The following is a 22,916-nucleotide window of genomic DNA, read 5'->3' as shown; positions in this document are numbered from 1 at the left end:
GATTCCCCGGAGTCAATTTTGTCTGTATCCTACTTTAATTCCGATATAATAATTGCGCCGTGATCGCGCCAAGCTTCCGCATTCTCAGGCTTAATGGCGATTGCTCGATCGTAAGCTGCCATTACTTATTCATACTAACCCAATATAAAATCAACGCTCACTTCCAATTCGGGAAAAGCCAGCGGCGCGGCTTGTTCACCGCGCCAAAACTTGAGCATTAAACTATAACCGTTCGGGCCTGGCTGACGGTAGACTTCCAAACAATTTTCAACTAAATCTACCAGCCAAACTTCCTGAATGAGCGATCGAGCGTAAATCGATACTTTCACATCTCTGTCATAATCAACCGTACTATCTGAAACCTCAACTAACAGCAAAACTTCAGACGGTACTGGATGGGCTGTGGCGTAGTAATCAGCGCGAGGTTCCAGCAATACAACATCCGGTTGAGGTTCAGTCCGCTCCGTCAACTGGATAGGGTCTTGAGCACCTATAATCGCACGTCTTCTCTCCAAATCCGAGAACACAGCGATCAGACGCTTAACAGAACTTGCGTGACGAGTACCAATTGCAGCCATTTTAACAATCTCTCCTTCTATGAGTTCTACCCGATCGCCCTCGGAGAGAATACCAGCCTCAGTCATCAAATGATATTCTTTTACTGTAAATAACCGTTTTTGAAGCTGAACAGACATATAACTATTCTCCTCGTTTGCAGCTTACCTAAATTTACCATAAAAAAAACCGCCCCAAACGGAGCGGAAAAAAGAGGGAAAATTTAGATAACCAACCGTAGACAAAAAGCATTTAACGGCTCGCTATCAAGTCGGTTTAAATACTCCTCAATAACTGTAGGGATGGTTCACCGCCAACTATTAATACAGTTGAATTTGAGTGTTGTTGCAAAAGTTTAGCTCGATATACAGGCAACATATTCTCATCCCTTGCTAACTTAAAACTAGAGCTTGCCTCCCGATTCCCCGACACTTAGGAATTTTGAAGAACCGGATTTTGACTAAGTTTAAGTCTCTTTTTCGGCGGAGTCAATTTTGTCGGTATCGTGCTTTAATTCTGATACAATTGCGCCTCTATCGCGCCAAGCTTCGGCATTTTCTGGTTTGATGGCAATAGCTCGATCGTAAGCTGCCATTGCTTCCTCATAGCGCTTTAATTCAGACAAGACTATCCCCAGATGACGCCAAGCATCGTAGGAGTCTTGCTTAATAGCAATCGCTTTCTCATAAGCTGCGATCGATTCTTCATGGCGCTGCAATTTGGCCAAAGATTCGCCTTTACCAAACCAAGCTTCGTAACACTCGGAATTAAGGGTAATTGCTGATTCGTAAGAGGCAATTGCTGCTTCGTGCTGCGACAGTTTGTCGAAAGCTGCGCCTCGGTTGTGCCACACTTCAAAATCCTGCGGTTTAAGGGCTATTGCTTTGTCGTAGGATTCGATCGATTCTTGATATCGCTGCATTTTTCCGAACACAGCGGCTCTATTGTACCAAACTTCGTATTTATCGGGCCGGATGCCGATCGCCCGATCGTAAGAATCAATAGCATCACTGTAGCGGAGCAGTCTCCACAGCACATTGCCTCGATTGTACCAAGTTTCATATCTCTTGGGATTGAGTTCAAGAGCGCGATCGTAAGAATCAACTGCTGCTACGTACTGCTGTACTCTGGCCAGCATCGCACCTCGGTTGTGCCAAACTTCGCTGTCGGTTGCTTTGATAGCGAGGGCGCGATCGTAACTGGCGATCGCTTCTTCGTAATGCTGCAATTGACCCAACAAAGCGGCTATACTGTGCCAACAACCGTATTTTCTAGATTCGCTCAAACTTGCTCGCTCGTAACAGGCGATCGCTTCTTCGTACCTGTGCATTTTTCCCAGCAAGTACGCTTTATTATACCACACTTCGTAGTTATCTGGTTTAATCGATAGTGCTTGATCGTAACAGGCGAGTGCTTCTTCTGCGCGCTGCAATCTTATTAACACATTTCCGCGCCAATACCAAGCCTCATCCAAATTTTTATTCGCTAAAATAGCTTTTTCTAAGCAGCCTAATGCCTCATCATAATTTCCTTGAAAATAAAGCCCTTCGGCTTGCTTGATATAATCGTCAGCAATCAACTTTTCGTCGCTAGCAGGTGCCGTTTGCGAATTTTGGGAATTGTTTAAGGGCGGTTGAGGTGCGACTTTGAGAGCTTCTTTGGCAACAACTGCGGGAACTTGGGAAATTTCTTGAACAATTTGAGATTTTTTCTCGTCAACTTCTGTCCGCAAAACTTGCAGGTGCATAATAAATTGAGATTTGAGAGTCTCAATTTGCTCGACGGAAGATTTGGAAAGTTCAGTTTCTCTAGTTAAAAAGTCTATCGATTGTTTAGCGGCACTCATTTGCGCTTCTAATTCATTCCTCAACTTTTGAGTCAGTTGGCTAGAATTTATGAGTTCTGATTCCAATACACCAATGCCTTGCAATCGTTTATTGGCATCAGCTACCAAGTGTTTGATTATCAGCCGTCGCATCATCCAAAAAAACGCAATTGTCACTGGTGGAAATACAGTACCAAGAATTAGTAAAATATTGAGCAAAGTTATGGTACTATTAAAACCGTATCCAGATTCAGAACTGCCACTAGACGGGGAGATAAAAGCGAAAGCCTCGCGGACTTGAGGATTGCTTTCAACCCCGGTTTCGATTAATTTAGCCAGCCAGGTTTCTTGTAAAGATTTTGTTAGTTCATCGCCGGATGCAGCAGGAGTATTCGCCTTGGTTTTTGCACTAGCAGATAAATCGGGTTGAGCGGCCGCTACCAGCAAACCAGTCGGGGATTTTACAGCAATTCGCGGGGAAAATTGTTCGTGGGCGATCGTCTCAGGCTCGCTAATTGACTCAGCCCGACGGGATAGGGTAGTATTTAGGGAAAATTGTTCGTGAGCGATCGTCTCAGGCTCGCTAATTGACTCAGCCCGACGGGATAGGGTAGCATTTGGGGAAAATTGTTCGTAGGCGATCGTCTCAGGCTCACTAATTGACTCAGCCGGACGCGATTCAGTATTATTTACGGCATCAACAAAGTTGCTAGCTTGCGGTGTCTGAGGAGAAATAGGAGGTGCAGCAGGATTGGTGCTAGTATTAGCAGTTAAATTCTGGGATGCGAGGGCGGCCAGAGTCAAGAGAGCTAGATTAGAGACGCGCATAAACGTCAACTCATTTAGGAGAAATTGGTGCTTGGTTGTCAGCGATCGGACGATCGACCTCATAGTCTCAGCATTTAAAATAGCTGACATGAGGAATGCTGACTTACTATCTCCAAAATACGGGCGGAGTCTGACTTTTCAGGAAAACTGCCAGTAATTCTGGCTGTGTAACTTTGGTAAAAGAATATATTCTCGCGCCTCATGCGGTTGGATAACTCTCGGAATCATGATTAGGCTGGTAGGGGTGGCTTCACCAATCTGCACAATTAGCCAACTATCCCGGTGAACCCGCCCCAGCCGACCCGATTTTTAACTCTAAACCCCAGCTAAAACCGCTTCCGGCTGCTGATGTTCAACCGCCACTTCTTCTAAATCAGCGCCGAAAATTTCACAGCTATTATTCGGACTTTCAATCAGCTTAATCTTGTGCAACTCTGCGCCCAATTCCCGAACGGGCGATCGCAATAATTGCCCGATCCGAACAGCAATATTCTCCGCAGTCGGCACAACGTTCTCAAAATAAGCAATATCCTTATTTAAAAAAGTGTGATCGAAAGGTTCAACAACATAATCGTCAACGGCTTTTTGCAAAGCTCCCAAATCAGCAATCATGCCAGTCCGCGCATCAATTTCCCCTTTAACAGTCACCTCTAAATGATAATTGTGACCGTGACCGTTAGGACGAGCACATTTGCCGTAAATTTCCGAGTTTTCTTCAAAGCTCAAATCGGGACGAGCCAACCGATGGGCCGCACTAAAATGAGTGGACAAAGTTAGATAAGCTTCCATTCCGTTTCCTAAATATTCAGCCCAAAGTTCGGGATGTTCAAACAATTGAATTTTGCTCACAGGCAAATGAGGGGCTAGCCGCAGCCAAATTTGCCGTGCTATGTTTTCGGTAGTTGGCAGAGTCTGCTCAAATTCCGGCCACGCTTCGTTGAGAAAGGAAAAATCGAGATCCTTGATAACTTCCCGCTTGATGACGTGCTTGACATCAGACAGGTTGAGCACCATGCCGTACTCGTCGAGTTCGCCTATCATGGAAACGTAAAGGACGTAATTGTGTCCGTGTCCCGGTGCGCGGGCAGTTGGGCCAAACCGCTCAAAGTTCTCGGCTTCGCTTAACTCCGGCAGCCAGTACCGGTGACTCGCCGAAAACTGTGCCCGACGATTGATGATGCACTGCATAAAAGTCAAGTAGGGTAAGCTTGTTAAGTTCTGTAAAGGACTCGCTTCTTAAGGATAAACTAATTTTTGCTGGAATTTTTCGATTATTTGAGGGTGCTGTAAATGAATTTCTATCAATTTTCTAAATATTGGCAACAAGTCGCTCGATCGAGCCGCAGGGCCCTTTTTACGCCACAACACAGATATCCGGCAGAAAATACCGCTACAAAACAGTTTTTCGCCACCAGTTACTAACCCATCAGTTACCAGCCTTTGAGAGAGTGGGTGAAGATGAGCTATTGCGAAGGGAATCGACTTTTTTGCCACACAGGACACTCCACAGTTCGAGTTTTTCGCCTAAGCTCTGCAATAGTTAGCCGTTTGCAGTTCAGTTGCGCTCAAAACTAATCACCAATTACCCATTACCCAATATTAATGAATTCGATTACTGCACGAGCCGATCGCTTTTTTGAACATTTATCGGGTGCGATGACAACCCCGCTATTCTATATCGGGGACACTCATCTGTCCATCAGTGCGATCCTCAAACTGATAATCTTAGCTATATTTGCCTTGATTATAGCTAAGATTATCAGTGAAGGAATCAAGCGCAGCCTGCTAGTTCGGATGGGATTAGATCGGGGCAGTCGAGAAGCAATTTCCACCATCATTAGCTATATTTTAGCCACTATTGGCTGTATATTCGTCCTGCAAGGTTCCGGCATCAACCTCACTTCTCTCACCGTTTTAGCTGGGGTTGTCGGCATTGGTTTCGGCTTCGGATTGCAAAATCTCGCCAGCAACTTTATCAGCGGTCTCACCCTGCTATTTGAACACCAAATTAGAGTCGGAGACTTTATTGAAATAGACAAGTTATTAGGAACAGTAGAAACAATTTCGATCCGCTCTACAATTATTAAAACAATTGACGGTCTATTTGTAATCATACCAAATATTAAGTTTGTCGAAACTAACATTATTAACTGGAGTTACAGAGACCCCAGATGTCGTCTCCACATCCCCGTCGGTGTTGCTTACGGATCGGACCCAGTAATAGTTACGGAAGCGCTGTTAATAGCGGCGCGGATGGAATCGAATGTCTTGTCCCATCCTTCTCCTAAAGTATGGTTTCACGGTTTTGGAGATAACGCTTTAAATTTTGAACTTTTAGTTTGGATTGACCAGCCGCAGGAAAGCGATGCTATTAAAAGCGCGGTAAATTTTTTAATAGATTACGAATTGCGCCACCGAAATATCGAAATTCCCTTTCCCCAGCGGGATTTGTGGCTGCGAAACCCGCAAGAGTTAACTAAACTTTTTCACAATAACAAAGACGATAATTCCAACGGGAAAGTTTTTCTGCATAATGCCAAACATTCAGCAGAGTTAAAATCTAATTCCACTGTTCCTGAACCTAAAAATCCAGCGCCTAAATCCCCCAATAATTGGACGCTGCGAGATTTGTTGCGGCGAGTAACTTATTTTGAACAGTGTACGGATTTAGAACTGCGACAGTTAATTGAATACGGCTACCGACAACTGTTTCCAGCGGGACAGGTGGTATGTAAGGAAAATGACCCTGGCGATTCTTTTTATATTATTCTGTCAGGTACTGTAGAAGTTCTTTCTCAAAAAGCCGATCAGTATATTGCTACGCTTCATGAGGGCGAGTTTTTTGGGGAAATATCTTTGCTGTTGGGTACTCCGAGAACCGCGACTGTTAAAACTAGCGAAGATGCAATTTTGTTTGTGGTGGAACGTCACGATTTGCAAAAACTTTTAAGAGAACAACCCAATTTAGCCGATCAGATTGCTCAAAAATTGTCGGAACGCCAGCAAGCTTTGAGAGACTTGGGATTGTTAGATGGCGACTCTCTGGAACAAACTCCTTTTATTAAAATTCGCAAGCGAATTCAAGTTCTTTTTGGAATTTGAAACAAGGAAGTTCGGCAACGGATTCGCAAGGGCGGATGTAACGGATGTAACAGATGTCAGGAAGAAGGAAGAGGGAAGAAGGAAGAAGAGGGAAGAGGGAAGAAGGAAAAGAGAAGAGGGAACAATCTGCTTTTTTAACTTTTCATTTTTAATTCATCCTGCGCTTCCCGCCGCAGTCTAGCGGCAATTCTAAACAGTTCTTGCCCGGTGTGCAAGTGGCGATCGTCATAATTGAGGGTAAATAGCTGCAATTCTTCTATTCCGTCTCCGACTTGATTGATGCTGTAGTAGAGATAGGCCGCAACTCCGGCTACATTAGATGGATTGGGCATCGATGTAAGAAAGTTATGAGCTTTTTTGAGATACTCGCGGCTGGTTTCGATATAAAGTTGAAACTTTTCTATCAGTTCGTCATCAAACGGATCTGCCGACAACTCGTCTATTTCCTTTTTAAGTGGCTTCAAGATGCTGTTGAGCATTTTATTGACGGGTTTGTATACTTTAATCAGCCACTGTTCCATTTGTTCGTCAGCGTCCCGTGCTGTTTGTGTTTGCTGACGGCTGACGTTTGGTGCGACTGGTGATTGCTGTTCGGTTTGCTCGTCCATTAGACGATCGTAAGATTGTCTGTGCTGGGCGTCTCCTAATATTTCATAGGCTGCATTGAGGCGGACAATCTCTTCGTGATCGGCTTTGGAGCTGTGGCTGTCTGGATGAAATATTTTGACTAAACGGCGGTATGCTTGTTTAATCTCGGCTTGTGTTGCGGTTGGGCTAATCTTTAAGGTTTTGTAGTGATTGGTAACGGAAGACACGCTGTTATTTCCTTGAAATCTGGATAATCGGCGAAAAAGTGCTTGACAAAAATATCATTATTTGCTAATTTATTAGGTATTTATCTGATATAAATGCCAAAAAGTGTAAGTTGAAAACGTCAGTTTTCAAATTATCATAAATCTATTTTAGAAAAAGATTGAGGCTTTTGAAGTGGCAAGCCGATCGATATTGGGAACTCTTATATAGCAATCCTAAATCATTTGTGAATTTCTTACTCCCTCCCCTTACCAAGGGGAGGGTTGGGGTGGGATAAAAATTTACAACTCATTTGGGACTCATCTAGCGCTCCTCCCACCAATTGTTGCCTCCTTCTCTTGTCTTCCTTCCCGACAAGAGCGCTTACCAGCCGTTTCCCTAACGCGCTGAAAGCAGTTCGTTCAAAAAAAAGAGTCTTGACAAATTCCCCATCGATCGCGAGCGCGGAAGCTACAATATATCGCCCTTCTTTAATCTACTAAAAAGCCAAGCAGGGCGTACAGTGTACGCCCTGCTCTCTATTTCTGCTACTTGGGCCGGAGGCTAGCCTAGTTGAGGGCCATCGCCAGATTGAGTTCTGGATCTTGGAACAAGGGGGTGCTCAGATAGCGTTCGCCGAAGCTAGGCTGAACCATCACAATCAATTTCCCTGCATTTTCCGGACGCTGGCCGACTTTCACCGCCGCACATAGTGCTGCACCGCTGGAAATACCGGACAAAATTCCTTCTTCTCTGGCCAAGCGCCGGCTGTAGGCGATCGACTCGTCATCCGTAACAACTATAATTTCGTCGATCGAATCCACATTCAGCACCGGTGGCACAAAACCAGCACCGATACCTTGAATTTTGTGAGGCCCTGGCTTTCCGCCCGACAGTACCTGACTGTTGGCCGGCTCAACGGCGATCGCCTTAAACCCGGGTTTCCGCGACTTAATCACCTCTGCGACACCCGTAATCGTACCGCCGGTGCCGACTCCCGAAATCAGGAAATCCACCTCGCCGTCTGTATCTTCCCAAATTTCCTCAGCCGTTGTCGAACGGTGAACCTGCGGGTTCGCTGGATTCCGAAACTGCTGCAACATATACGCATTGGGAGTTGTGTCCACAATCTCTTGAGCGCGGCGGATGCAGCCGCTCATGCCCTCAATTCCCGGAGTCAGTTCTAGTTGGGCCCCGTAAGCTCGCAGCATCGATCGGCGTTCCGTGCTCATCGTATCCGGCATTGTCAAAATCAACTGGTAGCCCTTAGCCGCCGCCACCATTGCCAGAGCAATTCCGGTATTGCCAGAAGTCGGTTCCACTAAAACCGTTTTGCCTGGACTAATCAGCCCTTCGGCCTCGGCTTGATTGACCATACTGACACCGATGCGGTCTTTCACCGATGATGCCGGATTCATGCCTTCGAGTTTTACCACAATCCGAGCCACGCAGCCTTCGGCTTGGGGAATGCGGTTGAGTTGCACCAGAGGCGTCCGCCCTACTAATTCTGTAATGTCACCAGCAATACGCATAATCTTTGTCAGTTTGTGGTTGAAAGTAAATGTTAATTCCTAGTTGGCAATATTAACTAGATGTAATACATGATATCGAGCTGCCGTCTGCCATTGCGCTTTTCGCACAGATCCTGTAGCGTGTATTTTTGCAAAACTGAGTTGGCAATCGATCTAGCTTCTTGCCAAACTTCCCAAATCACCGCACTTTCTACAGTTTGAGCAGGCGAGTCTTTTTCAGATCGATCGAACTCTGAGCCTTCGAGACAGGTAATAATTTCTAGGAGTGTAATTTTCCACGGTTCCCTCGCCAAGATATAACCTCCCTTGGCTCCTCGCTGGCTGCGAATCAGCCCGCAGCGTCTCATAGTAGCCAGCAACTGCTCTAAATATCGATCGGGAATATTTTGCTGAGCTGCTATCTGGCGAATTTGCAGAGGCTCGCCTTCTTCGTAGCAATCGGCAAGCTCCAGCAAAGCTAAGATTGCGTATTCGCTTTTACAGGAGAGTTCTACCATACTTGCTTCCAATACCAGAATTATCAACTCCGAAGTCAGATGTTAAAACTCTCCTCAATGTTGAGTTCCCAATTCTAACTCCTCACTTTGCCTTTTATTATACCCCGGTTTTCCACTGAACTTAATCGACTTTTATCACTTCATCTTTGGGACGATCGGCAATCTGAACCAAACAAACCCAGTTTCTCGTTTCGACTCCCTCCGGTTCCAGCACGGTCTGATTTCAAGAAACGGGTTGTCTGCCTCTATGACTGATAATTTTTTATTTTTAATATATTCTTAGCGCCCCCTTCGTCCGGCAAACAATAAAGCCCTGCAGCAGGCAGGGCTAAACTTGGCCTCTAGAGTTGCCAAGAGACAGGGTATGACCCCCCTGCCTCTTCTAACCCGCTCTTAGAACGTGAAAGTAGTTCTCAGAGTACCAATGAGGATGTCATCATTATCCTCATCTTGATTAGGATTTTTCACCCAAATCACCCCCGGAGTAACAGAAATGTTGTCCGAAAGCTGAAACTTGTAGAACCCTTCGACGTGATACGAATCATCGTTGCGGAAGCTCCGCAAACTCCTGGAAGCTTCAAGTTTATCCAAGTAAGGCTCACGACCTACCACGAACCCTAGCAAGTTGCCTTCTTTCCCTAAATCAGGCAAAGCCAAGGTAACAGCGTAGTTCCAGATTCTCGCATCGCCGATGCCGATAATGCGGGCATTGGTTAAACCGGCCCAGCCACCAAGGATAAATCTCGGGCTCAGTCGCAACGAAGCCTGAGCGCCGTAGGAGTTGCTGACAACTTTGCGAGCCCGGAAGCCCCCAAAGCCTTCGCTCAAACCGTTGAGAGAATTAGCCACGCCGGTACCCGTGAAACCGCCGAGAGTGCCTGGCCCATTCGCTAAACCATTGTCAAACCCAAAGTTACCTCTGCCAAAGTAACCGTGGTTATAGTTGAAAGCAACTTGCAAGTTGCGTCCGGGGGTAAAAGTCAACTGACCCATCGCCGCGTAGTCGCCGTTCAACAAGCCTGCACCCCTAGCCGGACTGGCTGCTGTTGACGCCAAATAACCGAAGGACAGAGAAGTCGGCCCGAACACGCCGCCCAGCAAGCCCCTGCCACCGAAGGCATAGTCAAAGCCAATACCTGCGCCACCGCCCAAGCGGTAGATGGGGTTGCGCTGTCCAAAGGTACTCAATGACCCGTTGCCACCGTCAAAGTCTTCAAAGTAAGGGTTGACAGTCGGCATAATGTCGTCCCAAACGCCAGCGTTGGCTATCAGGCTAACGTTCAGCCGCTGACCGACGGGGAACTTGTATAGCAAGGTGTCGAGGGCAACAACGTTGTCGGTTCTGCCGACAAAATTCCAAGTTTGAGTGCCTTCGCTAGTAGCCCCAACGTTAAATCTTTGACCGTTGCCGACTTGAAGCCTGGTCAGCAGCAAGTCTCTCCCGGTGAAGCTCGTATTTAAATTGAGACGCACCCGCTGTTGGAAGACAGCTTCGTTATTGTTGCTGCCGATTCTTTCGCCGTCTCTGCCAAAAACGCTAACGTCGCTACTAAAGTCATCGCTGAGAGCGAAAATTGCTTCCCCAGTCAGCTTAGTAGTGGTGGAGAATTGGTTGGCTTCGAGTTCGGCTGTCCGAGCTTCCAAAGCATCGACGCGACCGCGCAGGGTTGCCAGTTCCGCTGCAAATTCTTCTTGGAGCCGTTGGAGGGCTGCCAAGTCATCTCTCGTAGCGAAGTTGCCAGTGCCGCCTCTAATTAGCTCGCTCACCTTGTCTAAGCAAGCATTTAAACCGGCTGCGAATTCGTAGCGAGTCATTGCGCGGTTGCCGCGGAAGGTGCCGTCGGGATAACCGGCAATACAGCCGTAGCGCTCGACTAGGGATTGCAGTGCTTGGAATGCCCAGTCTGTGGGCCGCACGTCGGAAAGTTGAGATACTGAGGTAACTTGACCTTCAGTTTCGCCGCCTGCAGTACCTTCGCTGGTGTACTGGTTGAGCTGCTCTAATGTGGCGGCTGGGTTTTGCTCTTGCGGTGCGGCAGTTTGGGCTAAAGATTCAGCCGGTTTTGGCAAACTTTGTTCTGTCGCCTCTGCCACTGCCGGGGCTGGAGTTTCTAATTGAACTGCACCGATTTGCTCTGGGAGAGCGGTAGCTGCCGGGGCTGGAATTTCTAGTTGGGCTGCCGGGGCAGAATTTTCTACTGGTTGAGCGACTGTTGGCTCAACTGCGGCTAAAGATTCACTTGTAGGTTGTGATGCCGATTGGGGATTTGCCTCAGCAGGGGCTGCGTTGGCTCCGACGATCGCATTTTCAGTTGCAACCGTGGCCCCATCTGCAATCGCTGCCTGGGTTTCGCCGCCAGCGGCTTGGGAAATTTCTTCTACTGGCTCGGAGGCTGCAGTTGTTTCGGAAACAGCAGCTAAAGCATTTTGTTTCGCTTCGGAGGTTTCAGCGGTTTCAGCTTTTGCGACAGCGGGATTGAGCGCATCAGCAGCCTGCTGAGCGTCTGCTGCCATCGCGCTCGAAGAAACTACTAGGGTAGCTCCTAAGACTGCTGGGCTGATTAGTAAGTAACTCCACAAAAATTTCGACATATTCACTCTCATCCTCACACCGATTACAGAGAAACTTTTCTAGTCTTCTATGTGGTCAGTCGTTGCTCAACTAGCATACTCTAAAAAGAGACCTAAAATTCACTTTTTCTTTTGATTCTTTCGGGCTGACAGAGTATATAGATGTAACTGACGGCTGCAGAGAGCCTGTTTTTTTACCTGTACTCAACGGCGTCAAAACCCGACCACACTTGGGCTGTCGATTGATTTTACTGATGACACTTGATAGCGCCCGATCGCCTATTTACTTTTTAGCACAGCACACCCGACTCGTCTAGGCTGATTCGACTTTAACACTCAAGCTGTGCCCGAGGACGCTAAAGACTTGGCGGTGATCGAACAGTTCTAACAAATCGGCGTTAATTTTGTTGTGAGCTGCTTCTTGCCGCAAAATTTTCATCGCTGCCTCTGTACGCAGGGCTCGCTTGTAGGGTCTATCGCCTGCTGTCAGGGCGTCGTAAATATCGGCGATCGTCATCAATTGCGCTTGAATTGGAATTTCTGACTTGTTTAGGCCTCGCGGATAGCCTGTGCCGTCGAGTTTTTCGTGATGTCCGTAGGCAATGTCTGGAACATTTTTCAAATCCTTTGTCCAAGGAATTTGTTTCAGAAACTCGTAAGTGTGAGTTACGTGAAATTCTATTGCCGATCGTTCTTCCGGTGTCAGGTTGCCCCTCGACACCATCAATTGCACGATCTCGTCTGGGTTCAGCAGGGGTTTCTTTGCCCCATCTATATCTCTGTAAGTTTGTCGAGAAATTTCTCGCAGTTGAGCTAGGGGTTCTGCTGCCAAAATGTGAGGCTCGTTTGCCTCTAGCAGCACTTCCCAGTATTCTGCTAATCTGCTTTTGGCCTCTGCTAGCTTAGTGTCTAGCTGTTCGATTTCCTGGCATTGAGCGCACTCTGGCTCCTGGTTCGAGTGTTTTCGGTAGGCTGAATGCTCCAGCAAGTATTTATATTTAGACTGGACGCATTCCATTTCCATCGTCCGTTGAGCTAAGCCAAAGCGGTGGCGAATGACTTCTAGCTGTGCGGGGTAGAGCTTTTTCTGTTTGGTCAAAACTGCTTCGGGCACTCCTATTTTGCCAAAATCGTGCAGCAGGGCGGCGTAGCGAAGTTCTTGAATTTGGCGGTTGTTAAAGTAAATAGAGCGCAGTCCTCCGCTGCTGACGGTGTTTACTTCTTCTGAAAGGCGTACTGTCAGGGCTGCTACTCGCTCTGAATGGCCGTAGGTACAGGGGTCTCTGGCTTCTATGACTTGCACCGAGGCTTTGACGAAGCCCTCGAACAAATTTTCTATGCTATCTTGGAGTTGATTGCGCTCGATCGAGATTGCTGCTTGAGAAGCGAGCGATCGAACTATCCTTTCTTCCCACTCCGAATACTGCTGCGTCGATTCCCAGGCATTGTCTGCTGTCAGCACCGTCTCTGCCTTTGTTTTGCGGTTGATCAGTTGCAGTACACCTATTGTCTCCCCCTGTCGGTTTTGCATCGGCAGTACCATTACCGAGCAGGTGCGGTAATTAATATCTCTGTCAAAACTGGTATCTAGCCGGTAGGGTACACCCGAGGGTAAGTCGTAGGCATCAGAGAGGTTTAAACTTTGACCTGTAATTGCCACGTATCCTGCCAAGCTTTTGTCTGTCAGGGGCAGAGCAAACTCTTTAAACGACAGGCTCGGTTTAGAAGCGTTTTGGGCTACCTTGAACAGCAGCTTAGGTGTTTCGTCGCTGTGATCTACTAAGTAAACGCTGCCAGCATCGCTGTAGGTAATTTCCCTACTTTTGGATAAAATTAAGTTTAACAAGTCGCCCAAATCTTGGGCGCTCGACAGAGCCGCGCCAATATCTAAAAGCTTTTCTATCAGATCGGTTTTTTCTGCTGCAGACTCGTTCTTGAACTCTGGCTTTTCAAATACGATCATGGTCGGATGATGGGGAATAGCCTTTTATACATTGAACGTTGGGCCTCTCGACTTTTTCACACCCGATTTTAACCCCAAGTCGATTTTTTATTTGCGAGCTTTCCGCGATCGGGGACTGTGGCTAGATCCAGGACTCTTGTTGGGTCAACTGGCACTCTTTTAATCTAGCGCAGAAATCTCTTGGGCTAGCGCAAAGTCTTTCTCAGTTAAGCCTCCGGCATCGTGGGTTGTCAAGTTAACTGTAACTTTGTTGTAGGAGATTTCTATGTCGGGGTGATGTCCTGCGGCTTCTGAGGGGGCGACCAACTTATTTACAAAGGCGATCGCTTCGATAAAATCTTTAAATAAACGGGTAGAGCGCAGTTGTTTGCCTTCAACCGTCCAGCCTGACAATTGACTGACGCGCTCTTGAATTTCAGTATTGTTAATTAGGTCAGCCATAATTTTTTTCTTTGGGATTAGCAATGGCAGATTAACTGCCCACCTGTAGAAAACCTGACCAAAAACTATCCGCTCTCACCAATAGTGTTGAGCCTCAAGTTTTAATACTCAAGATTTAACACTATTTGAGGTGAGAGCGGTCTAGCGGGTCTTCAGATTAGAACCTGACTGCCGGGAGAATCCCTAGCTCAGCCTGGTTCCCCGTGGAAGTCGTTTCCCGTTGGAGACGACGGCTGACTGCTAGTGAGCGGCCCCGGCGCACAGCCGGTAGTTTCCAATCTGATGACCCATGCGTTTACTACTTTCTATCATGGGCATCACCTCCAGGTTTAGCTAAATGGCTTAATATTGGAACGCACATCACCTAAATACAAGATTTAAGGTGATGATTTGTGCGCTAGCCATTGCCAGCGTTACCAGAAGAACTTGCGTTCTGAGTATCATTCCAGTAGTCACAATTATTAGAATAACACAAGGAATTAGAAGTGGGGGATGCAAATTGAGATTTTTGCAAAATCGGGAAAAATTACTGCTGCTGCAAGGTCTTCGATCGCTCTCTACAGCAAGCGGACGATCGCAGTTTCAGCCATTTGCCTATATTTTCTTCAGAATCCGGGCTGTGCGGTTATTAGGTGCATGGCAACTATGGCAGCGGAGAAAGGCCGCTCGATTTCTTGCCAGATAGGAGAGTTCACCATATATAAAGACACCAGTTGTTCTAGCTACAGGCAGAGTTGGTTTTTGTACAAAATCAACTTTTTTTAGGGCGCTAATTCGATCGCCTCCTGGAAACAAAAAGCTCCTGCCTGGTGGCGGGAGCTTTTTAAACATTAAGGGTAAAGCCTAAACTGCTTTGTCTTACCCTTTTAAAATGTTGGAAATTTTGATATTTCGCGCTGATTACAGAGCGTTACCGCGAGGCAGAACTTCTTCAGGGAAGATGTAGTTTTCGTGAGGTTGGTCTGTAGGAGCCATCCAAGCACGAATGCCTTCGTTAAGCAGAATGTTCTTAGTGTAGAACGTTTCAAACTCAGGATCTTCAGCAGCGCGCAATTCTTGTGATACGAAGTCATAGGCGCGCAGGTTCAATGCCAAACCGACGATGCCAATGGAGCTCATCCACAAGCCTGTGACAGGTACGAACAACATGAAGAAGTGCAACCAGCGCTTGTTGGAGAAGGCAATTCCGAAGATTTGCGACCAAAAGCGGTTAGCTGTAACCATCGAGTAGGTTTCTTCTGACTGAGTTGGGTTGAAGGCGCGGAAGGTGTTTGAGCCTTCGCCGTCTTCAAACAAGGTGTTTTCTACGGTTGCACCGTGGATAGCGCACAACAGCGCGCCGCCCAAGATGCCTGCAACGCCCATCATGTGGAATGGGTTGAGCGTCCAGTTGTGGAAGCCTTGCAGGAATAGCAGGAAGCGGAAAATTGCTGCGACGCCGAAACTGGGGGCGAAGAACCAGCCTGATTGACCCAAGGGGTAAAGCAGGAACACCGAAACAAACACGGCGATGGGGCCGGTGAATGCTAGGGCGTTGTAGGGACGGATGCCTACCAAACGGGCGATTTCAATCTGACGCAGGCAAAAGCCGATCAGTGCGAAAGCGCCGTGGAGGGCTACGAATGTCCACAGCCCACCGAGTTGGAACCAGCGGGTGAAGTCCCACTGTGCTTCGGGGCCCCACAGGAACAGCAGGGAGTGTCCGAGGCTGTTGGCTGGGGTGGAGACTGCTACGGTGAGGAAGTTGGCTCCTTCGAGGTAGGAACTTGCCAAACCGTGGGTGTACCAGGATGTGACGAAGGTGGTGCCTGTTAACCAGCCACCGATGGCTAGGTAGGCGCAGGGGAATAGCAGGATGCCAGACCAGCCTACGAAGACGAAGCGATCGCGTTTGAGCCAGTCGTCGAGGACGTCAAAGATGCCTCTTTCGGTCTGGGCGCGTCCGACTGCGATTGTCATTTACGCAAATCTCCAAATGGATATAATTACAACGGATCTGTCTCTAGTCATGAGTCTTCCACCGTTGCCTCTGCTTAGCAGAAAACAAGTTGGATTATGAACAGACTTTACTTTTCTTTACCGTATTGACGATTATAGAGGTAATTCTTTACAAGAGCAAGTTTTTCTTAAAAAACTTTTGGCTCTTGACTTTTGACTTGTGCGAAGTCCCGGAAGCCCTCAAAGTCCCCGAAGTCTTTACCCTGCATTTGGGAACTTCTACTCTACAGGAGTCTTTGCGCTTTGCGTCAGAAGCCCGGTGGCTTGGTAGATATATCGGCCTCAACCTCTTATTTTTCTAAGAAACTGGGTTTCCGTGGGTAAGTCCTATATATATACTGAGGATAGAGCTCCAAACTTAGGTTTTTAAGACTATATGTTCAGCATTGACATCATTGTGAAAAATACGCCCGTCTCGCTGTCGGTGCAGCGGAAGTTGGAGGAGGACGCTGAGACTGTTTACCAGCAGGTACTGGCGGCGATTCGCAACTCCCAACCGCAAATTTTGGAACTCACCTGCGAGAAAAATCCTGAGAAAAAGGTGGCTGTACTCAGCAGCGAGATTTCTGGGGTGGTGGTTTCTCAGAAATCGGGGGCGTCATCTACAGGCAGATCCCCTGGTTTTGTCTCGATGACAGCAGAATGAGGGCTGGGGGTGTTGGTGCCGATATGAGCCAGTCAGCCGTTGCTGTGCGGGATTTGGGTTTTTGCTGGCCGTCTGGCGATCGAGTGTTGCAAGGTTGCTCTCTGGATGTACCCAAGGGCGAGTTTTGGATGCTTTTGGGCACTAACGGCAGCGGCAAGTCTACGCTGTTGAGGCTGATGGCTGGGCTGCTGCACCCCCAGTCGGGGGAAATTGACCTCGGCGGGCGGGTGGGGTTTGTGTTTCAAAACCCCGACCACCAATTGGTGATGCCGACGGTGGGTGCGGATGTGGCTTTTGGTTTGGTCGAGGAAAAGCTTTCTAACGTTCAGGTGCGGGAGAGGGTGGCGGAGGCTTTGGAGGCTGTGAATTTGCTGGATTTGCAGCGGCGGCCGATTTATGCTTTGAGTGGGGGCCAGAAGCAGCGAATTGCTCTTGCTGGGGCGATCGCCCGTCACTGCGAAATTCTGCTGTTGGACGAACCGACGGCTTTGTTAGATCCTGATTCTCAGTTGGATTTGGTGGCGGCGGTGCAGCGGTTGGTGAAAAATCGCGGGATTACGGCTTTGTGGGTAACTCACCGTTTGGATGAGTTGAATTACTGCGATGGGGCTTTTTTGTTGGAAAAGGGCCAAGTTGTCGATCGGGGAGATCCGGCGCGTTTGAAGCAGCGGTTGATGCAAAGTCAAGATGTTTAGCCCTCAAGCTATTTGAGAATTAAGTCATTCTGCGAGGGAAATCGTTCTGCAAGTCAAACGAAGTCTGCCTCCGCCGACTAAGAAATAAATAGGGTATTTAACCAGATTTGGGCGGCACGGCAAATTAATCTGGCAATCCTCGATCGCGCAACCAAGCATCTGCCCAAATTGTATCGGCCTCTGACAGCGGTGGTATGACTTCCCAGTTGCGATAATCTATCTTCAGGTCGTAACTTGCTATGTCGTAAATTTGAGTAAATAATTCCTGCAAGTTTATGACAGGTTCAGTATCGCCCGATCGCAGCGGCAAAGGAAAGGCAGGCATCGGGTTTTGCAGGTTAAAAGCATACAAATCAGCTCTGGGACGGCGATTTCCCCGACACACCAAAACGCTATAGTGACTTTCAATGTCATTGCCAATAACTGGCATTTTTTGACCGCGCCGCAATAAATCTATTTCAATTAAATGAGTGCGGCTACCTAAAATTTCTTCTCGCTTTTCTTCATACATTTGTCGCCCTTTTCCTGTGCGCTTATTGCTAGGCGAGAGGATTTCAATCAGGGTGATTAGTTCTTGGTTTCCTCTTTCTCTAATTTCTAAATAGCCTTCCCGAACCTGGTAGGGCATGGGAATATTTACTGTCAAGGGTTGTGTTGGTGGCGCTGCAACGGCTACGTTTGATGTGATTAATTCGGTTGTAGTTATTGGCTGAATTACGTTTACATCAGGAATGCCAATTGATAAATTGTCGTCAGCGGTTTCATAGATTCTCACTTCCAACGACACTAAATACTTAGGACGCAGTTGGGGAGACAAAAATCTAAAAATTTCACTAATTAACAAGTGATGTAGGGCAGGCCAGAGTTCAGGATGCTCTAAATACGGGTCCATACCGGGAAAGGGAGATGGCATTGATGTGACTCCTTGACTCAAATCTATTTCTAGTTTAGTTGAATATTTGTGGAACAGGCATCTTGCCTATTTCTTGGGCGGGCAAGATGCCCACCCCACAACATATTTTAATGTTTGTAGAACCGGCATCTTACCTGTTGTTCACACTTTTCAACGCATTAACTTTCGATCGACAATTGCATCGGAATTGGAACGCTATTTTCATCTAAGACAGACAGCGCATTTACGAAAATAATTGTATGCGGGACTGCCGGCATTAAGCGGCGCAGTGCATTTAGGTAAGATTCGGCATTGGGGCGGCGGCTGAAACGGGCGACTGTTAAACGCTGACAGTTGGGGAGGTGGCGAATTATGCACCAAGGTTGAAGTCGATCGCGATATGTCGGTTGTTTTGGTATCATAGGAAAATCCTTCCCACTTTTGTGGGTGGTGAATGAAAGGCGATCGCTCTAGATTTCTCAGGTCACGGGGCGATCGCTAATTTGATACTATTAATCTTATGATACGTTCGTATCGGCTGTCAAGTGCAAGATGGGTCTAATTCGGTTGCGGGTTCGAGAACTAGCTGAGGAAAAGGGTTGGACGCTTAAAGAAGTTTCTGAGCGATCGGGTATTCCTTACAGTACGGTTAGAAGCTATGCCCATTCTCCCAAGCTAGCAACGGTAGATTACACAGCTTTAAACAAAATGGCTCGCGTGTTTGATATTGCGATCGAAGATTTAGTGGAGATTTTGGAAGAGTAGGCTGATTTTTTGCTGGGAATATGCGACGAATTAGGCTGCGAGTTCGAGAATTTGCTCAAGAGAAGGGTTGGAATCTGACAGAAGTCTCCAAAAGAACAGGTATTCCATATACCACGATCGCGACCTATGCCAATTCTTCAGGTATGGCAACTGTAGACTACACAGCTTTGGACAAGATGGCTCGTGCGTTCGATATTGCGATCGAAGATTTAGTCGAGATTTTGGAACAGTAAACTGATTTGTCAGCGGGAAGATGGGGTTAATACGGTTGCGAGTTCGAGAAGTAGCCCAGGAAAAGGGTTGGACGCTGAAAGAAGTTTCCGAGAGAACGGGCATTCCCTACAGCACGGTTAAAAAATACGCCCAAGCTCCCAAAATGGCAACGGTGGACTACACGGCTTTGCAGAAACTTGCTGCTGTCTTCGATTTGATGATCGAAGATTTGGTTGAGGTTTTGGAACGGTAAACTGATTTGTGATTTAGTTTTTGCACTTCTTGCAACAGTCCGTCGGGGGTTGAAACCCCCGCCTCAAAGCTAAAGTCGTCTGAAGACGACTGAAAAGGCGATCGATCTCCGCTTCAATCCTTTTTTTGAAATTTTTAATCAATCCCTTCTTCAGTCCACTTCAGTGGACTTTCGCTGTGAGGCAGGGGTTTCAACCCCTGCTGGAATCTGGCAACAAGTGCAAGATATCAGTTCGATCGCATTAATGCGGATATTGGAATTTTCCGCTTGTATACAAGAGTCAGGAGTTGTTCATTCTGCCGGAGTTATATTAATGCCAATTAATCGTCTGTCTGACATGGAAGAGAACTTGGAAGATCTGAAAGAGCAATTAGTGGGCAAGGTAAAGGCTCTAAATTTTGCACCGCAAGAAGAAAAGATCCGAATTAAACAGCAAGTCCGAGAGCTACGCAAGGAGATTCGGGAGCAGGAAGAGGATTATTGGCAGGTTATCGCTCGGCAAACGAAAACGGTGGAAATTCCCGAACAGGAAGCTGAGATTATTGTTGCCGAGATTGTCGAAGAAGTTGGGCAAATTGAAGTGCAGCGACAGTATCCCGATGAGGTAATTCAGATTTTGCAGGAGATTCGGGACAAGCTAAACCAACCGGGAGCGACAGCAGCCGCGAAACTTAAAGGCGTAATCTCAAGCTTTCCGCCGTTTGTGGGAATTTCCTACGAGGCAGAATTGGATACAGAGAATTTTTTCCAGCAGCATTTCCCAACGTTTCGGAAGTGGGCTAAGGTATTAGCAAAAAAGTCCTAGACCTGGAGCGAAAAACACCCAATCCAGGTTTCACAAGTTTTTACCAACTATACGATATTCCCTCCGAACTCGGTTCCAAAAACTTTGTCGGACGGGATGAAGAGATGCAGCAATTGCACGGATTGTTGCAGGATGGGAGCCGCGTTGCCATTGCCGCTGCGTCGGGAATGGGCGGCATCGGCAAGACAGAATTGGCATGGCAGTATGCAAACTTTCACCGCGAACACAATACCTATTCAGCGGGGATTTGGTGGCTGTTTGTGCGGGAAATCGGTTTAGCGCCGCAGGTGTTGCAGAAAGCGCTGCGAATGGGAATTCAGCCGCCGGATACTCTCGACAATCTGGAGGAACGGTTGCAGTTTTGCTACGAAGAGTGGGCAAAACAAACCTCTGGCAATGCTCTGCTGGTATTGGATGATGTCAGCGATTACCGGGCGGTGCAGCCGTTGCTGCCTAGAAATCCCCGGTTTAAGGTGTTGCTGACAGCGCGACAATTTGTGCCGTCGCCTGTGGGGTGTTTGCCGTTAAAAGTGTTGAAACCAGAGGCGGCGCTAAACTTGCTGCGGCTGACGGCTGGGGATTTGCCGGGAAACGGGCTGGGACGGATTGATGCCCAGCTTGAAGATGCTGAAGCGCTTTGTCAGTGGTTGGATTATTTGCCTTTGGGCATCGAACTGGTAGGGCGCTATCTGCGGCGCAAGCGGCCGCTGTCCTTGGCAGAAATACTGGAACGGTTGCAGAGTCAGCGATTGGAGGCGCGGGCATTGCAGGAGGCGGAAGCTGGGATGACGGCTAGGCGCGGAGTGGCGGCAGCCTTTGAGTTGAGTTGGGCGGAGTTGAAACCTCCCGCGCGGACGCTGGGGTGTCTGCTGAGCGTGTTTGCTCTGGCTCCGATTCCTTGGGAGTTGGTAGCTGAGTGTTTGGCGGATTGGGATGAGGAGGATTTGGAAGATTGTCGGGATGACGAACTGCTGGAACAGAGTTTGCTGTCGCTGGTGGAGGATGAAACCTCTGATTCGGCTCAATCTGGGCTGGTGCAGCCACGCTATCAACTTCATGCTTTGATTCGGGAGTTTTTTGCGGCCAAATTGCAGGGGCGCGCCGATGCTGAGAATTTGCGGAGAAGTTTTGCGACGGCGCTGACAGCGGTAGCGAAGACGATTCCGCAGACTGTGACGCTGGAGGTGCAGCAACGGGTGAAGGAGGCGCTGCCTCATTTGGAGGTGGTGGCGGAGCAATGGTCGCATTTGCTGGAAGATAGTGATGCTACGTGGTCTTTCACGAGATTGGGGTGGGTTGCCCAGGGACAGAGCTTGTGGGCAGAGGCCCAGAAGTGGTTGAAAGCTTGCCTCCAGATGACAGAGAAACGCTGCGGAGCCGACCATCCCGATACGGCAACGAGTTTGAACAATCTGGCAGCGCTGTACGAGTCAATGGGACGCTACGCGGAAGCAGAACCCTTGTATGTGCGATCGCTCTCTATTTACGAGCAGCAGCTCGGAGCCGACCATCCCAATACAGCAGGGAGTTTGAACAATCTGGCAGGGCTGTACGAGTCAATGGGACGCTACCCGGAAGCAGAACCCTTGTATGTGCGATCGCTCTCGATCAGGGAGCGGCAGCTCGGAGCCGATCATCCCCAGACGGCAGCGAGTTTGAACAATCTGGCAGGGCTGTACTATGCAATGGGACGCTACCCGGAAGCAGAACCCTTGTATGTGCGATCGCTCTCGATCTCGGAGCAGCAGCTCGGAGCCGACCATCCCAATACCGCAGGGAGTTTGAACAATCTGGCAGGGCTGTACTATGCAATGGGACGCTACCCGGAAGCAGAACCCTTGTATGTACGATCGCTCTCTATTTACGAGCAGCAGCTCGGAGCCGACCATCCCGATACGGCAAGTAGTTTGAACAATCTGGCAAATCTTTATAAGGCAATGGGACGCTACCCGGAGGCGGAGCCCTTGTTAGTGCGATCGCTCTCGATTTGCGAGCAGCAGCTCGGAGGCGACCATCCCAATACGGCAAGTAGTTTGAACAATCTGGCAAATCTTTATAAGGCAATGGGACGCTACCCGGAGGCGGAGCCCTTGTTAGTGCGATCGCTCTCGATTTACGAGCAGCAGCTAGGAACCGACCATCCCGATACGGCAATAAGTTTGAACAATCTGGCAGGGCTGTATTATGCAATGGGACGCTACCCGGAAGCGGAACCGCTTTACCTGAGAGCATTAAAAATCTTGTTTAACCAATGGGGGAAGAATCATCCCAACACCCAAAAAGTTTGGAGCAATTTCATTGATTGTCTCCAGCAGGCGATATCAGCGGGTCAAGACTCGCAACTTTCCCAGCATCCAACAACGCAAGCAATGCTTAACCACCTTCGGGAGACGGAGTAGCTGTTGCTGCTAGAGCGATTGTTGCCAATTTCCTACAAAACTTACGCATGGGGCCCAGAAACCGGGTTTTTTCCCGAATACTTCGTTACAGCGCGCAGATAAGGCCAAAAACCCGGTTTCTCTGAGGAAGCGCATAAGTCCCGA

At 48.1% G+C, this 22,916-nt stretch carries 23 protein-coding genes; 11 read left to right on the top strand and 12 right to left on the bottom strand.

What is annotated here, in order from left to right; translation table 11 throughout:
- Positions 1-134 precede the first annotated feature (134 nt).
- The 3 genes from QUB33_RS13400 to QUB33_RS13390 form a co-directional block, all read right to left on the bottom strand.
- A complete protein-coding gene (locus QUB33_RS13400; RefSeq protein WP_333351135.1) occupies positions 135-695 on the bottom strand; it encodes a Uma2 family endonuclease in 561 nt (186 codons plus the stop codon).
- A gap of 326 nt (positions 696-1,021) precedes the next feature.
- Positions 1,022-3,298 (bottom strand): tetratricopeptide repeat protein, encoded by a 2,277-nt coding sequence (locus QUB33_RS13395; protein WP_333351134.1) that lies wholly within the window; start codon positions 3,296-3,298, stop codon positions 1,022-1,024.
- Positions 3,299-3,523: 225 nt separating this feature from the next.
- Entirely contained in the window at positions 3,524-4,396 is an 873-nt protein-coding gene (locus QUB33_RS13390) for a 6-carboxytetrahydropterin synthase (RefSeq protein WP_190661563.1), read from the bottom strand.
- A gap of 102 nt (positions 4,397-4,498) precedes the next feature.
- Between QUB33_RS13390 and QUB33_RS13385 the strand changes: the two genes are divergently transcribed.
- Positions 4,499-4,630, top strand: coding sequence for a hypothetical protein (locus tag QUB33_RS13385; RefSeq protein WP_333351133.1), 132 nt, complete (start codon positions 4,499-4,501; stop codon positions 4,628-4,630).
- A gap of 180 nt (positions 4,631-4,810) precedes the next feature.
- Positions 4,811-6,310: a cyclic nucleotide-binding domain-containing protein gene (locus tag QUB33_RS13380; protein ID WP_333351131.1), complete on the top strand. Its 1,500-nt coding sequence runs from the start codon at positions 4,811-4,813 to the stop codon at positions 6,308-6,310.
- 134 nt (positions 6,311-6,444) lie between these two features.
- On the opposite strand, the gene QUB33_RS13375 is transcribed toward QUB33_RS13380, so the two are convergent.
- The 6 genes from QUB33_RS13375 to QUB33_RS13350 form a co-directional block, all read right to left on the bottom strand.
- Complete coding sequence (locus QUB33_RS13375) at positions 6,445-7,125, bottom strand: J domain-containing protein (protein ID WP_333351129.1); 681 nt, start codon at positions 7,123-7,125, stop codon at positions 6,445-6,447.
- 546 nt (positions 7,126-7,671) lie between these two features.
- Complete coding sequence (gene cysK, locus QUB33_RS13370) at positions 7,672-8,634, bottom strand: cysteine synthase A (protein ID WP_333351126.1); 963 nt, start codon at positions 8,632-8,634, stop codon at positions 7,672-7,674.
- A gap of 56 nt (positions 8,635-8,690) precedes the next feature.
- Positions 8,691-9,131 carry an Rrf2 family transcriptional regulator gene (locus QUB33_RS13365; protein ID WP_190661550.1) on the bottom strand — a complete coding sequence of 147 codons (441 nt, stop codon included), beginning with the start codon at positions 9,129-9,131 and terminating at the stop codon, positions 8,691-8,693.
- A 393-nt stretch (positions 9,132-9,524) separates the two neighbouring features.
- Positions 9,525-11,723 carry an iron uptake porin gene (locus QUB33_RS13360; RefSeq protein WP_333351124.1) on the bottom strand — a complete coding sequence of 733 codons (2,199 nt, stop codon included), beginning with the start codon at positions 11,721-11,723 and terminating at the stop codon, positions 9,525-9,527.
- A gap of 292 nt (positions 11,724-12,015) precedes the next feature.
- Complete coding sequence (locus QUB33_RS13355; protein WP_333351123.1) at positions 12,016-13,665, bottom strand: HD domain-containing phosphohydrolase; 1,650 nt, start codon at positions 13,663-13,665, stop codon at positions 12,016-12,018.
- Between the two features lie 159 nt (positions 13,666-13,824).
- Entirely contained in the window at positions 13,825-14,106 is a 282-nt protein-coding gene (locus tag QUB33_RS13350; protein WP_333351121.1) for a 4a-hydroxytetrahydrobiopterin dehydratase, read from the bottom strand.
- A 385-nt stretch (positions 14,107-14,491) separates the two neighbouring features.
- On the opposite strand from QUB33_RS13350, the gene QUB33_RS13345 reads away from it, so the two are divergent.
- Entirely contained in the window at positions 14,492-14,791 is a 300-nt protein-coding gene (locus QUB33_RS13345; protein ID WP_333351119.1) for a hypothetical protein, read from the top strand.
- Positions 14,792-15,006: 215 nt separating this feature from the next.
- On the opposite strand, the gene psbD is transcribed toward QUB33_RS13345, so the two are convergent.
- The gene (gene psbD / locus QUB33_RS13340) at positions 15,007-16,065 is read right to left on the bottom strand and encodes a photosystem II D2 protein (photosystem q(a) protein) (RefSeq protein ID WP_006635450.1); all 1,059 of its coding nucleotides are present in this window, start codon (positions 16,063-16,065) and stop codon (positions 15,007-15,009) included.
- 89 nt (positions 16,066-16,154) lie between these two features.
- Here psbD and QUB33_RS13335 point away from each other — a divergent pair, with 89 nt between their 5' ends.
- From QUB33_RS13335 to QUB33_RS13325, 3 genes are all read left to right on the top strand, one after another.
- The gene (locus QUB33_RS13335) at positions 16,155-16,406 is read left to right on the top strand and encodes a hypothetical protein (protein ID WP_333351117.1); all 252 of its coding nucleotides are present in this window, start codon (positions 16,155-16,157) and stop codon (positions 16,404-16,406) included.
- Positions 16,407-16,480: 74 nt separating this feature from the next.
- A complete protein-coding gene (locus QUB33_RS13330; protein WP_190663726.1) occupies positions 16,481-16,750 on the top strand; it encodes a hypothetical protein in 270 nt (89 codons plus the stop codon).
- A gap of 23 nt (positions 16,751-16,773) precedes the next feature.
- Positions 16,774-17,445 carry an energy-coupling factor ABC transporter ATP-binding protein gene (locus QUB33_RS13325; protein WP_281363590.1) on the top strand — a complete coding sequence of 224 codons (672 nt, stop codon included), beginning with the start codon at positions 16,774-16,776 and terminating at the stop codon, positions 17,443-17,445.
- Positions 17,446-17,569: 124 nt separating this feature from the next.
- Here QUB33_RS13325 and QUB33_RS13320 read toward each other — a convergent pair whose 3' ends face one another.
- Positions 17,570-18,358: a DUF4058 family protein gene (locus QUB33_RS13320; protein ID WP_333351115.1), complete on the bottom strand. Its 789-nt coding sequence runs from the start codon at positions 18,356-18,358 to the stop codon at positions 17,570-17,572.
- A gap of 158 nt (positions 18,359-18,516) precedes the next feature.
- Positions 18,517-18,759, bottom strand: coding sequence for a hypothetical protein (locus QUB33_RS13315; protein WP_333351113.1), 243 nt, complete (start codon positions 18,757-18,759; stop codon positions 18,517-18,519).
- Between the two features lie 130 nt (positions 18,760-18,889).
- Between QUB33_RS13315 and QUB33_RS13310 the strand changes: the two genes are divergently transcribed.
- From QUB33_RS13310 to QUB33_RS13290, 5 genes are all read left to right on the top strand, one after another.
- Positions 18,890-19,102 carry a helix-turn-helix domain-containing protein gene (locus QUB33_RS13310; protein ID WP_006635455.1) on the top strand — a complete coding sequence of 71 codons (213 nt, stop codon included), beginning with the start codon at positions 18,890-18,892 and terminating at the stop codon, positions 19,100-19,102.
- A 20-nt stretch (positions 19,103-19,122) separates the two neighbouring features.
- Positions 19,123-19,335, top strand: coding sequence for a helix-turn-helix transcriptional regulator (locus QUB33_RS13305; protein ID WP_333351111.1), 213 nt, complete (start codon positions 19,123-19,125; stop codon positions 19,333-19,335).
- A 20-nt stretch (positions 19,336-19,355) separates the two neighbouring features.
- Positions 19,356-19,568 carry a helix-turn-helix transcriptional regulator gene (locus tag QUB33_RS13300; RefSeq protein ID WP_333351109.1) on the top strand — a complete coding sequence of 71 codons (213 nt, stop codon included), beginning with the start codon at positions 19,356-19,358 and terminating at the stop codon, positions 19,566-19,568.
- Between the two features lie 163 nt (positions 19,569-19,731).
- Positions 19,732-20,373, top strand: coding sequence for a hypothetical protein (locus tag QUB33_RS13295; protein WP_333351107.1), 642 nt, complete (start codon positions 19,732-19,734; stop codon positions 20,371-20,373).
- Positions 20,374-20,477: 104 nt separating this feature from the next.
- Positions 20,478-22,772 (top strand): tetratricopeptide repeat protein, encoded by a 2,295-nt coding sequence (locus tag QUB33_RS13290; protein ID WP_333351105.1) that lies wholly within the window; start codon positions 20,478-20,480, stop codon positions 22,770-22,772.
- Positions 22,773-22,916: the final 144 nt, after the last annotated feature.

Origin of the sequence: Microcoleus sp. B3-A4 (genome assembly GCF_036705385.1) — a bacterium.
GTDB lineage: Bacteria > Cyanobacteriota > Cyanobacteriia > Cyanobacteriales > Microcoleaceae > Microcoleus.
This window is presented reverse-complemented; position numbering and strand designations above follow the sequence as displayed.

What these genes read in the sequence shown, in the direction of transcription:
- QUB33_RS13300 (WP_333351109.1), top strand. Translation starts at nt 19,356, where the DNA reads ATGGGGTTAATACGGTTGCGAGTTCGAGAAGTAGCCCAGGAAAAGGGT.
- QUB33_RS13395 (WP_333351134.1), bottom strand. Translation starts at nt 3,298, where the DNA reads ATGTCAGCTATTTTAAATGCTGAGACTATGAGGTCGATCGTCCGATCG.
- psbD (WP_006635450.1), bottom strand. Translation starts at nt 16,065, where the DNA reads ATGACAATCGCAGTCGGACGCGCCCAGACCGAAAGAGGCATCTTTGAC.
- QUB33_RS13290 (WP_333351105.1), top strand. Translation starts at nt 20,478, where the DNA reads ATGCAGCAATTGCACGGATTGTTGCAGGATGGGAGCCGCGTTGCCATT.
- QUB33_RS13365 (WP_190661550.1), bottom strand. Translation starts at nt 9,131, where the DNA reads ATGGTAGAACTCTCCTGTAAAAGCGAATACGCAATCTTAGCTTTGCTG.
- QUB33_RS13360 (WP_333351124.1), bottom strand. Translation starts at nt 11,723, where the DNA reads ATGTCGAAATTTTTGTGGAGTTACTTACTAATCAGCCCAGCAGTCTTA.
- QUB33_RS13315 (WP_333351113.1), bottom strand. Translation starts at nt 18,759, where the DNA reads ATGATACCAAAACAACCGACATATCGCGATCGACTTCAACCTTGGTGC.
- QUB33_RS13305 (WP_333351111.1), top strand. Translation starts at nt 19,123, where the DNA reads ATGCGACGAATTAGGCTGCGAGTTCGAGAATTTGCTCAAGAGAAGGGT.
- QUB33_RS13390 (WP_190661563.1), bottom strand. Translation starts at nt 4,396, where the DNA reads ATGCAGTGCATCATCAATCGTCGGGCACAGTTTTCGGCGAGTCACCGG.
- QUB33_RS13345 (WP_333351119.1), top strand. Translation starts at nt 14,492, where the DNA reads ATGATTTGTGCGCTAGCCATTGCCAGCGTTACCAGAAGAACTTGCGTT.
- QUB33_RS13330 (WP_190663726.1), top strand. Translation starts at nt 16,481, where the DNA reads ATGTTCAGCATTGACATCATTGTGAAAAATACGCCCGTCTCGCTGTCG.
- QUB33_RS13310 (WP_006635455.1), top strand. Translation starts at nt 18,890, where the DNA reads ATGGGTCTAATTCGGTTGCGGGTTCGAGAACTAGCTGAGGAAAAGGGT.
- QUB33_RS13385 (WP_333351133.1), top strand. Translation starts at nt 4,499, where the DNA reads ATGAATTTCTATCAATTTTCTAAATATTGGCAACAAGTCGCTCGATCG.
- QUB33_RS13325 (WP_281363590.1), top strand. Translation starts at nt 16,774, where the DNA reads ATGAGCCAGTCAGCCGTTGCTGTGCGGGATTTGGGTTTTTGCTGGCCG.
- cysK (WP_333351126.1), bottom strand. Translation starts at nt 8,634, where the DNA reads ATGCGTATTGCTGGTGACATTACAGAATTAGTAGGGCGGACGCCTCTG.
- QUB33_RS13320 (WP_333351115.1), bottom strand. Translation starts at nt 18,358, where the DNA reads ATGCCATCTCCCTTTCCCGGTATGGACCCGTATTTAGAGCATCCTGAA.
- QUB33_RS13380 (WP_333351131.1), top strand. Translation starts at nt 4,811, where the DNA reads ATGAATTCGATTACTGCACGAGCCGATCGCTTTTTTGAACATTTATCG.
- QUB33_RS13355 (WP_333351123.1), bottom strand. Translation starts at nt 13,665, where the DNA reads ATGATCGTATTTGAAAAGCCAGAGTTCAAGAACGAGTCTGCAGCAGAA.
- QUB33_RS13400 (WP_333351135.1), bottom strand. Translation starts at nt 695, where the DNA reads ATGTCTGTTCAGCTTCAAAAACGGTTATTTACAGTAAAAGAATATCAT.
- QUB33_RS13350 (WP_333351121.1), bottom strand. Translation starts at nt 14,106, where the DNA reads ATGGCTGACCTAATTAACAATACTGAAATTCAAGAGCGCGTCAGTCAA.